We start from the raw sequence: 10,893 nt of genomic DNA on the forward strand, positions 1-10,893 counted from the left end.
TAAAGCATCAACTCGACAAGCTGCCCGAGGATATTAAGCCATCACGGGATTTATGGCAGGGCATCGAACTGGCCATTACCCATGATGCGCCTGCCCAGCCGGCGCGTTCGCGGTGGCCGTTGGCGGCGGCAGCTGGCTTAGTTTTACCAGCAGTACTGGTATGGCTGTTTATGAGCGGTGGGCAGCAACCAGTGGGCTCTACCAATCCAACGGTGGTTGCCCAGATGAGTAAACAATTTGAAACTCAGAAAGCTTCACTTCTGGTGGCCTACCAGGACCAGAATGCCGTGGCTGATAACTGGCAGGGACAACTGGCTGAACTTGAGTCGGCGGCCGATGCGATTAAGGCCGCACTGGAAAACGATCCGAATAACATGGCGCTCTTGCGAATGCTGCAAAGCGTGTATCAACAACAAATTGACCTGATTGAGCGAGTGCACGCGCCCAAATGGCAACAAATTTAACTGTGAGGATAGATCATGAATATGACGTTTAATTCATCTTTGCTGCGCCGAGTTGGTGTAGGTGCAATCGTGCTGGCGGTATCAGGAATGGCCTGGGCACAGCAAAAAGTCGATCAGACGCTCGACACCAGCAGTTCGCCAACGGTGGAAATGGAGCACGTGTACGGTAAAGCCGAAATCAAAACCTGGGACAAGGATCAGGTAAGGGTAAGCGGTACCTTGGGCGAGTTAACTGAAGAATTTACCTTTGAAAAACGTGGTAATACCGTGGTCATCGATGTTGAGGTGAAGAACAATCATTATCGCTGGGAAGACAAAGACGACTCAAAAGATGACCTGGTAGTTTATGTACCGGTGAACAGCAAATTGTCTTATGAAACCGTGAATGCCAATGTAAAAGTAAGTGGGGTGAAAGGCGGTACGTCAGTGGAAGTTGTGAACGGCAACATTTTGCTGGAAGACCTTGCTCGCCGCGTGAACGTAGAGTCGGTTAATGGTGATATCGAGGTGATTAACGTATCGGGTAGCCTTGTGATTGAGTCGGTGAACGGCGATATGGAAGTGCAGCACGTTAGTGAAGACAGCCTGGAAGTAACCAGCGTGAACGGCGAGATTGACCTGCAAAGTAACAGCAGAGAGATCTCACTGGAAACAGTGAATGGCAACTCCAAGCTGATGCTGGGCAACGTCAGTGAACTGTCGATGGCGTCGGTAAACGGCAATGCAAAAGTTAATATGACGCTGGCCAAAGGGGGCGAAGTAGAAGTGGACTCGGTAGGCGGTCGTATCGAATTATCCTTCCAGTCTGATGTATCTGCCCGTTTTGAAGTAGAAGCGCATGCAGGTGGCAAGATCATTAACAACCTGAATGACACCGAAGTCAAAAAGTCAAAATATGGCCCGGGCCGTTGGATTGATTTCACCATGGGCAGCGGTGAAGGCAAAGTCAGAGTGTCTACCGTGAATGGCCGGATCACGCTGGACAAGTAATCGCGGATGATTGTTTTGAACAGGGGGAGCAGTATGCTCCCTTTTTTAATGCGTGCAGGCTAAAATGGCGTTCTGACATTATCTGTAAAAGGCATCAGTGAGCCGGTTAGTTCTGACTGAAGATAACTTACTATATACGTTAATAGACAGGCGAGGTCGAACTTAGCAATTGGTATGTCATTAGTGGGGAGCAGTTTTAGAAGATAAGACTCCCCTCGATAGAGGGGAGTCTTAATTTGAGGCGGTTTCCCGCCTTACTTTCGTTGTTGGACGCTACTTATTCTACGCCTACCACAGCTTCAGAGGTAGAAGAGTTGTAGAGCGATGCTGCATTGTCGGTATCAAGAGAATCACCTTCAAGGTATGATTCAAAATCATCCATAAATACCTGCGTAGAACCATCGGTATCTGAGTAGATTGTGAAATTATCTACCGATACCACGCCTGTGTCTGGTCTTGTTCCACTGTTATCTCCAAAGCGAACGGCAATGTGTGTAACGCCACCTACGGAGTTATTATCTGGTGTGAATCCGTCGGTGGTCATTCTTACGCCATCAACTTCAACGGTAACCAATGGGTTCACTTCCAGATTACCTTCAGGGTATTCCCATGTCACAACCACATTCATAAACTGGTCAAGTACGACAGTAGCGGCAGACGTGTCTATATCACTTGGGCTGCGAAGGCCGAAGCTATCGTCTCTGATACGAAGGTCCAGAATAGCACCGTCGTTGTTTGTGGCTGAGTTAAACAATGTGATAAACGCATCACCGTCACCCAGGTCATCGTCAAGACGTTTAATTGCTACTTCAAATCGACCTTGTGCTAACGGGCCGTCATCACCCAGCGCATATCTTAGTTCACCCGTATCAGAAGCATCTGTATCGCGGATTTCAGCAAACTTGTTGCCCTCTGTACCCGGGCCACCAACATCACCAATGGTTTCTACCGTTGCTTCTGAGGTGCTTGAGTTGTACACAGAGGCAGGGTTGTCTGTATCCAGTGAATCGCCATCAAGATAGGATTCGAAATCATCAGAGAAGACTTCAGTCGTACCATCGGTGTCGGAGTAAATAACAAGGTCATCAATGGTAAACGTGCCAGTGTCAGCTCTTACGCCACTGTTGTCACCAAATCTAAAGGCTACATGCGTAACGCCGCCCGTTGCGTTGTTATCTGGGGTGAAGCCTTCAGCAGTGAAACTAACACCATCAATTTCAACAGTAACCAGCGGGGTAGTTTCCAGATTACCTTCCGGGTATTCCCAGGTGATAACCACATCCATGAACTCACCCAAAATGACAGTTGCTGCTGAGGTATCTACATCACTTGGGCTGCGCACACCAAAGCTATCGTCTCTGATACGCAGGTCCAGAATAGCACCGTCGTTGTTTGTTGCTGAGTTAAACAGTGTGATAAAGGCATCGCCGTCACCGAAGTCATCATCCAGGCGCATAACAGAAGCCGTTACTCTGCCAGCCGCAAGCGGACCATCATCGCCTAAGGCATAGCGCAATTCACCGGTGTCGCTTGCATCGGTGTCTCTAATCACCGCAACCTTATTAGCACCACCTGTGTCACCACCTACACCCGATATGGTAATTTCAACCTCAGCAGTGGTGCCATCAACAGAAGATATTGTGATGGTATCTGTTACGCGTTCACCACTAACCAGTGCTGCGATGGTGGGGTTGGCTGTATCTACAGTATATGTCCAAGAGCCGTCTTCCATGATGGTAAACATACCGTAAGTACTCACGGTGGAAGCCGGTACAATGAATGCTTCGCCAGCATCTGGGTCGAGCACACTGACCATGCCCGTGGCCGGGTCAACCGCATCGCTTGTTGTGGCGCCTTTTAAGTCAAAGAATACCGCTGGCGTTGGCTCTGCTTCGCCATCACCTACGTCGAATACCACAACTTCAGAGTAGATTGCCAGACTGTATTGACTGGTATCGCCGTCCAGGGTTTCACCGACCGCGTAATTTTCAAAGTTGTCTTCAAATACCGCAGTAGTACCGTCTGTATCTGAATATACCGCAATGTTGTCAACATAGAACGAGCCAAAAGGAATGGTTCTGTCGTTATCTCCAAATCTGAACTGAACAGTTTTTACGCCATCGGCGAACCATTGATCTAAATCTGTAAAGTCAGAATCAACAACGGCTGCTGTCGAGAACGAGCCGCCACCGATGACTTCACCGTTAATGCTCACGGTCAGCTGTTCGGCATTGTCCATGTTCCAGGTAATTTCTACGTCGTAGAACTGCTCTTCAACAAAGGGGGCGGTAACGATTGAACCCGGGTAGGCATCGCTATCCGTATTTCGTACTAAGAAGCGAGGCTCAATAGCTAAGCCTGAGCTATCGGTTTGATTGCCCTGAATGCGCAAGTCGATAAGAGACTCACTTGAACTGCCTGAGCTACCGTAGAGGGTAATGTAAGCATCTTTAATGTTACCATCGCTGCCAAGGGCTTCTTCTTTTGAGAAAGAGGCCATTAACTTGCCTTGACGCAGGTTGTCTACGCTAAATCTGATTTCACCAGTGTCACTACCTGTATCTGAGATTTTTACGACTTGCGTCAATGCTGCCACGCGAATGGAAATCTCGGCTGTGGTGCCATCCACAGATTCAATAGTGACGTAATCGCGCACAGAGTTGCCGACTTCCAGATTGGCCACGGTTTCATTTGCAAGATCAACGGTATACGACCATTCCCCATTTTCAGCAATGCTGAATGAGCCATAATCAAGCGCTACATCAGTTTGAGCGACGATGGCATCTTCCAAGAAGTTAGGATCATCTACCGTCACAAAGCCAATGAGAGGAGCTGTTGCTGTATTTTCAACCGTGCCTGCTAACGTTCCACCAATGATGGCGGCTACCGGCGTGTTGTTGTAACCAATGGCAGCGCCAACAAGGTCGAGAACTGAGGAATCTACATCACCTGCTACAGCCGATGTCGTTTGTAGGCTGATTTGCGCCATTTCGAGTGCATCAAGATTGTCTTGAGAGAATGCCCCATCAGCCAAATCAGTAGCAAGTTCAGCCAGTAGTGCAGCCATATCGTTGTCTGGATCGTTGGCATCTAGAGTAGATAAGAGGGCAAGCACTGAACCGTATCTGTCGGCATTTTCAGCGCCTTCAGCCCCCAATGGTGTTACACCGATAGCGGTGGGTGTTACCTCGGAAGCGTCAAAACGAATACCGAAACGCAGGTGATAAGCCGCCGCTACATCAGCATACGTGTTTAAATCTGACGCTGCGCCTTGCACAGCTATTTCAGTTAACGGTGATACCACATAGGTAGGCGCTGGCGTATCTGCATCGCCTTCTACAACGTTCAGTACTGAACGCATTGCTGGAGCGTCTAGCGTGTTGCCTGTGGCTTCATCAAGGTAGGTTCCACCTGTACAAGATACCAGGCCAGTTCCTTCAAAATGCACGTCGGTGAATGTCACACTTCCGGTTTCGTCGGACGTTGCTGATGCCTGAGCTGGCGTTATTGCTACGCCAGTGTCGTCAACGGCAAAAATGTCACAACTAGCACCACTAACCGGACCTTTAACCACATTAGCTGTGACATTCAGCGTAGGATTAACCGTTGATGTTGATGCGCCAACCCCTTCGGTGAAACCTGCTTCATCTGTATAGTTGGCAGAGACAGAAATTACCGTACCTTCGTCAGCCTCGGTAATGGTGTAAGTTGGGCCGGTAGCACCAGTAGACCAGGCGTATTTCAGTGTATCTTCGATAATGCCATCGGGATCGCTTGCCGTTGCAGTAAGCGTAACGCCAGCAATAAATTCGTCTCCCGATATGGTAATACTTCCTCGGCTATTTTTGTCTAATTCTGCATCATCACTGCCTGAACAGCCCGCTAAGGCAGTTGCGGCTATGACGGGTACAAATAACTTTTTAACCATGCTTTCTACTCCTGAAAGTTCCATTCCCAAGTGTTGTGCTACTTTTTTTGAGAGGGCAAATACGTACACCTGGCAAACTTGAGAGGACATGCCAAACGCGTTTTTGTGGCGTTGACATGTCCCTGATGTTTAAATTGTTTGTTTTAAATCTTGTCGAATTGTAAGAATCCGCTGCTACACATCATTAGTATTTGAAGCTAATACCGGCGAACAATCGCGGGCCGTAATCGCTAACCTGACCCGTGTTGCCAAGTACATAGAAGTCATCTGAGCGAGGTTCGCTAAACAAGTTGATGGCTTCTACTTTCACGCGCAGGTTTTTGTTGATTTTGTAAGATGCGCGGGCTTCCCACACACCTACGTCGTTAACAAAACGAAGTCGTGTGCCATTGCTTGTATAAGGCTGGAAGTATTCGCTACGGTATTTGTAGATAAGTGCGGTGTCGAAATCACCAATCTGGTAGTAAACCTGACCGCTAAATACGTGCTCAGAAAACCCAGGAACAGATCCAGGAGGAACAATGCCTTCTGTAAGTTGTGTAGTAACGCCGTCTAAGTCGGTCTCAAACGTACTACCGTAATTACTGTCTTCAAACTCGAAGTCAGTGTCTGCATAGTTATAGCCAAGTTTAACGCCTATACCACTTTCCCAACGGTAGGCAACAGAGATTTCAATACCTGTCAGACTGCTTGATTCGTCGGTGGTAACCGAGTTGGTGATGGGGAGTGCGATTGCTTCACCATTAACAATGAAATTTTCCAATTGTGTTTGCTGTTGGAAGCCACCATTAAACTGCTTGTGATACAAACCGAAAGCAAAGATTGAATCTTCATTTGGATACCATTCAATAGCTAAATCATAGTTCCAGGACATAAGCGGCTGAAGGTCTGGGTTGCCTGAGCCATTAACGCCTACCAGCAAGTCGCTGATAGTGGTTGGGTCGGCGCCCAGGTCTTCAATAAAGTCTCGGCTATAACCCATATCAGAGGGGTTAGCACGAGACATACCGCGATAAATGCCGGCTCTTAACAAAATATCATCGGTGTAGTCTACAACCAGATTGAAACTGGGTAAGACTTTGGTGTAATCACCGCCGCCTACAACGCGTTCAATGTTGTCCGGGCTTCTGGTGAGCTGGAATATACCGTTTTCATCAGCCGTAATTTCGACAGCCTGTCTAAAGCCGATAGACGTTACCTCTGTGTCTACTACGCGAACGCCGAAATTACCACGAATGAATTTACCGAACATTTCGGTGTCATAGCTTGCCATTAGGTAAGCTGCGGTGGTTTTTTCCGTTACGTCTATTGTGCCGGAATTTTCGTACACCACCTCTGGATAACCAAACTCGGCACCCTCAGATAACGCCACTGCCTGAGAGAAGCATACATTGTCATAGGTTGCCCACGAGGACCCTGTACCACTGCTAACAACGTTGCCTGAACTGTCCACATGCGTAATGAGATCACCGTCAGAGACATTTGATAAGAAGCTGGTTTCAGGGAAGTCTATTTGGCAACTTTCAAGCACATCAATGGCAGAGGTAACACTTTCATCTAAATTGTACTCGTTTCTTGAGCCGTTACCGTTACTTCCGCCAAATTGAACAAAGGAAAGTTCTGACCGTCTGAGGCCCCCTTGAATGCTACTAAAGGTGTCTCCGCCTAATAAGTATTCAAAGTCCAGTCTTGCGCCCATGATTTCGTTATCTCGCACATTTTCGCGATCTAATCGAGTACGCAAGCTATCAGTAAAGTTAGAAATATCCGTTACATCGAAATCAGTCACCGTCAGGTTAGGGATATATTCGCCCATATCCCAAGTGAAAAACGGGCGGCCACTGGTGCGACCCCGGTTAGAGATTTGTAACTCTTCTCTTTTAGTTTGTGAGTAGCTGAAATCGGCACTGACTGATAGCACATCGGAGACGAAGTGCTCGATATTCAAGCCATAGCCGCGATAATTCTCTTCACGAGAGAATTGCTCTCCGGCTGACTCGAAGCGCTCTTCACCTTCCCAGTGAAGAATTCCGCCGACTGAGTTTGTAATCAGGTTTTCACCGGTTACACCAGGGGTGACACGCTTTTGCAAAAAGAGTAAATCGTGACGGGCTTCCGACTGGACGCGATCAGAAATCTGGGCGTCAAAGTTGATATCCCAGCTATCTGAAGGTCTGAATTGCAAGCCGATGAATAGTGCATCCCGTTCGTCTGATGTTTCATTCTGACGGAAACTTCGGCTAGAACCTGTCCACGCGTAAGGTGTTCCTGCGTCCTGGGCTCGTCCGGTGTTTGGATCTATGCTATTTTGATAGCCCTGATTGTTGCTGCCGGCGACCTGATCTTCACAATCACCAGCTGAGCTACGGAAGAAACCTTCGTTGCTATTGGTTGGGTCATTCAAACAGGCCCACAAAGAGGAGCCCGTTGGGCTGGAACTGCGGTATTCAGCTTCCGGTTGACTAATATCCTGCCTTTGAATACCGATTGATAAACCAAGCTCCTGACCACTACTAAATTCGAATTGGTCAACGTAGCTTACGGTACCCCGATAACCTACTTTACTATGTAGTGAGTTATCGACATTAAACTCGTCCGGGTTGGCATTTAGCTTAAATTCAGTCTGAAAACGCTGCTTACCAAAATCCAGTGGCTTTAACGTTTCTAAGGTGATGACACCTGCTACACCACCTTCGATCATTGATGCATCTTGCGTTTTATAGATGCCGACCTTTTTCATTAACTCGGAAGGGAATTGAGAGAAGTTAACAGAGCGGTCACCACTACCGTTCGTTGCTTCCCGACCATTGATATGCGTTGCGCTAAGAAACGGACCTAAACCTCGAATTGTGATTTCAGTCGCACCGCCGTTTTCACGGTGAGAAGAAGCACCGGTGATAGATTCCAATGCTTCACCAATTGACAGCGCTGGAAGGTCGCCAATATCTTCTGCAGATAAACCATCAAGTACCGTTGTAGACTCACGTTTAATGGCAATTTGATCCTGAATCGTTTTTCGTGAGCCGACAACGTCAATAACCTCTACATTGTCTTCAGCATTGGTCTCCGTTTCAGCTTCTTGCGCCGTTGCTGTTAACGCGACTGAACTGGCTACCGAGGCGATAACCGCAGCTTTTACCAACTTGGTAACTGGTGAAAGCCTGAAGGTTTTTTGCTGATGGTTATCGTCCTTGTGTTTCCCTGATTTCACCGACATATGGAGTTCTCCGATGTTAATGTTTCGAGCAACTAAGAACCGTTGCTGTTATTTAATTGTTATTTAATTGTGTCATCAATATATTTGATTGTTACCAAATTGGCAACCAATTGGTCGGTTTTTATTACCAAATTATTTTACCAATGGCGTTTTGGGGAAGGGAGGTTGAGTTGGTCAGTGGTTGAAACATTGCATTGAACGGGTGGGGCTAGGTGCACAGGACGTCGACTTTCGAATGCTGAAGCTCATCTATCTAATTAAAATTTATCAAAATTTTTTAAGGTGGGATGATCGGTGCGGAAGGGGAGAATCGCTTAAATCACTTAGAGTGAGTGCAAAGTTGACGCTCCGTATAGGCTTACAAAGCAGCATCCTAACACTTCCATCACTTACCCGTCCATGCCGCAGTATATACATAAATTGGTATAGTTTCAGAATCTAAACTCTGGTTATTCCGTCACGTTGTGTGTTTTCAAAAATTGCAGAGTGTGAAAAAAGACTACCTCGTACTCAATAATGTTAAATTGGTTAACCAATTGGGGTGGCATTATGAGTTGATGAACAGTAGCTTTGAATTATAGCGTAAATGTTTAAGTCTTCACGAATTGTGGGGGGAGCGATTTGTTTGCGTTGTTATTCACCTAACTTGTTAACCGTGGAAAGACGAAACTAGTGTCCGTTCAAAGAGCTATATATACTTTCTTGAGCTGCTATGTAGGTAGCTTCATCCATGCTAAGCAAAACATAGGCATGTCCGTTGTTGGGGCCCTGAATATGCCTGGTTAAATGAATACCTCTCTCGTCAAAATAATCTACCACTTCCGAAAAAGAACAACCATTCGGGTCTTCGGTACTTTGAGATGCAAAGTGGTAATCGTTTAAGTGGGTTTCAAAATAAGTGTAATTTCAATCGCACTTCCCCTTCCCACTAATAATTGAGTTTCTAATCGTATCAGGTAGCCCTTCATCGCTAAGTATGCCTATAGTGGAAACCTCGTTATAAAGGGTCAGCTCTCCTTGCACTGTTAACGTAGTCAAAAACGTCTCATAAAACCGGCCAAACTTATCCTGCTCATCAGTTTTTAATATTGAGTATTCGGTAAACATAAACAGGCTTTCATCAATTGTGAAGTTTGCGCCTGTATAGTTTTCAAAATCTTTATCGTCATTTTCCTTCGTTAAATTTGACGTTAAGGTGCCAAAATAGTTTAACAGCCTCTGAAGTGCATCAAGATAAGCGCGGGTCGAATCAGCGCCCAATCCCGTTTGTGACAGAGCGATATTCTCAATCGGTACACCACATACCCATAAAGGTGCTTCGTATTCTGGATTTTCAGTAAAAACACAGGCCGGGCGACTTTCTTTGACTGATTTAGCCGGATACTTTTCAGGCTGTTTAAAAAGCTCGGAGGACGTGGAGGCGGCTTCCGCGCTGAGTACTATTGTGGAGGAAAGCGCTAAAACTGTTCCCGTAAAAACACATTTTTTGTGATTATTAAACATAAGTCGTTCCTTGAAAGTTCATCCGTTTCCAAATTCATCTTATAGAGTACACAAACAAACGTCACTAAGTGAACAAAGCTTCCTGAGCTCATCTATTTATTACCTATTCGTACCCTATACTTCAAAAACGTATATAAAACTCATCCATTACTCCACCAACACAAACTTCTGTACCCGGCGTCCGGTAGAGACTTCGGACGTATATAGATTTCCGTTGCTGTCACTCACTACACTGTGCAACCAGGTAAATTGGCCAGCATAACGGCCGTTACGGCCAAAGCTGCCAAGGACTTCGTAAGTGTCGTGCCAGAGAACCCAGATACGGCCGTTCATCATGTCGGCAACATACAGGTATTTGTTGTCAGGCGAAAACGCCACGTCGGTAGCGGTGCCCAGGCCCATGGTTTCCCCCGAGATAACCAGATCTCGAACAAAGGTCATGTTGCCATCACTGTCGTCCTTGAAGATTTGCAGACGGTTGTTGCGGCGGTCACACACGTAAATACGGCCATCGGGTGACTTAGTCACGCAATGCACAATGTCGCCAAAGTTGCGGGCTGTTAAATTAATGCCATCGGCACCGGCTGTGGCTTGTGATACGTCAAAGTCGCCATCACGAGTACCGCCGCCTGGCGCAGTGGCATATGCGCCCCACAGTCTTGAGAATTCATTGCTTTTGGTATAGAAGCCAATGATACGTTTGTTGATGTAACCATCGGCGATGATGACCTCGCCGGTATGCGTGTCGTGATGAATGTCTGCCGGGTTGCCCAGAGCCGATTCACTCATGT

At 46.9% G+C, this 10,893-nt stretch carries 6 protein-coding genes; 2 read left to right on the forward strand and 4 right to left on the reverse strand.

Annotated elements, in window-relative coordinates; translation table 11 throughout:
• Together AC4MRN_RS15780 and AC4MRN_RS15785 are read left to right on the forward strand one after the other, a co-directional pair.
• Positions 1-464 (forward strand): hypothetical protein (locus tag AC4MRN_RS15780; RefSeq protein WP_491203814.1); only part of this gene is annotated, 464 nt, incomplete at its 5' end.
• Positions 465-479: 15 nt separating this feature from the next.
• Positions 480-1,454 (forward strand): DUF4097 family beta strand repeat-containing protein, encoded by a 975-nt coding sequence (locus AC4MRN_RS15785; RefSeq protein WP_073316722.1) that lies wholly within the window; start codon positions 480-482, stop codon positions 1,452-1,454.
• 277 nt (positions 1,455-1,731) lie between these two features.
• On the opposite strand, the gene AC4MRN_RS15790 is transcribed toward AC4MRN_RS15785, so the two are convergent.
• The 4 genes from AC4MRN_RS15790 to AC4MRN_RS15805 all read right to left on the reverse strand — a co-directional run.
• Positions 1,732-5,382: a VCBS domain-containing protein gene (locus AC4MRN_RS15790; RefSeq protein WP_491203815.1), complete on the reverse strand. Its 3,651-nt coding sequence runs from the start codon at positions 5,380-5,382 to the stop codon at positions 1,732-1,734.
• 184 nt (positions 5,383-5,566) lie between these two features.
• Positions 5,567-8,599, reverse strand: a complete 3,033-nt coding sequence (locus AC4MRN_RS15795; protein ID WP_491054702.1) for a TonB-dependent receptor — start codon at positions 8,597-8,599, stop codon at positions 5,567-5,569.
• A gap of 906 nt (positions 8,600-9,505) precedes the next feature.
• A complete protein-coding gene (locus AC4MRN_RS15800) occupies positions 9,506-10,102 on the reverse strand; it encodes a hypothetical protein (protein ID WP_491203816.1) in 597 nt (198 codons plus the stop codon).
• Between the two features lie 147 nt (positions 10,103-10,249).
• A partial coding sequence (locus AC4MRN_RS15805; protein ID WP_491203817.1) for an NHL repeat-containing protein occupies positions 10,250-10,893 on the reverse strand: 644 nt, incomplete at its 5' end.

This window comes from Marisediminitalea sp. (assembly GCF_984433645.1).

Coding starts and splice junctions, on each gene's coding strand:
- AC4MRN_RS15795 (WP_491054702.1), bottom strand. CDS start 8,599: ATGTCGGTGAAATCAGGGAAACACAAGGACGATAACCATCAGCAAAAA.
- AC4MRN_RS15800 (WP_491203816.1), bottom strand. CDS start 10,102: ATGTTTAATAATCACAAAAAATGTGTTTTTACGGGAACAGTTTTAGCG.
- AC4MRN_RS15790 (WP_491203815.1), bottom strand. CDS start 5,382: ATGGTTAAAAAGTTATTTGTACCCGTCATAGCCGCAACTGCCTTAGCG.
- AC4MRN_RS15785 (WP_073316722.1), top strand. CDS start 480: ATGAATATGACGTTTAATTCATCTTTGCTGCGCCGAGTTGGTGTAGGT.